This is a genomic window from Streptomyces sp. AC627_RSS907, from assembly GCF_019049165.1.
Genome location: NZ_JAGMUE010001483.1, coordinates 1 through 615, shown reverse-complemented (window position 1 = coordinate 615; position 615 = coordinate 1). Strand labels below are relative to the sequence as shown.

Sequence of the window (615 nt, the reverse complement as noted above, 5' to 3'; positions counted from 1 at the left end):
CGCCACCACCGCTCGTCGTCACCCCGCGCCGGGCGCGGGCCACGGAGCCGCGCGCCCCGCCTCGACCGCCGCCGAGCCCGGCCGGGCGGCCGGGGCCACGACCGGGCCCACCGAGACCGTCGAAGACCAGGACCGGCTGCCGCGCCCGCCGGCCTTCGGGTTCCCGGGCGCCACCTGGCGCGAGATCGCGCACCTGCTCACCAACCTGCCGGTGGGCATGTTCGGGTTCGTCTACGTGGCGAGTTGGTTCTCCACCGGCGTCGCCCTGTCGATCACCGTCGTGGGGCTGCCGATGCTGGCGCTCGGGCTGCTCGGCAGCCGGCAGATCGGCAAGTTCGAGCGGCGGCGCGCCCGGGTGCTGCTCGACGTGCACGTCGACGAGCCGAGCCCGTTGCGGCACCGCGCGCACGGCGGCTTCTTCCCCTGGTTGTGGACGAGCCTGAAGGACACCGTCGGCTGGCGGCACACGCTCTACCTGCTCATACGTCTGCCGTGGGACGTGCTGACCTTCACCGTCACGCTGGTCGGCCTGTTCGTCGCCTGGCCGGTGCTGCCGTGGGTGGCGCGCGGCCTGGCCCATGTGGACCGGGCGATGGTGCGCGGGCTGCTCTCGCC

General features: G+C 74.6%; 1 protein-coding gene. It reads left to right on the top strand.

From position 1 onward, the window contains the following. Positions 1-136 precede the first annotated feature (136 nt). A partial coding sequence (locus KUM32_RS42570) for a sensor domain-containing protein (RefSeq protein ID WP_217146927.1) occupies positions 137-615 on the top strand: 479 nt, incomplete at its 3' end.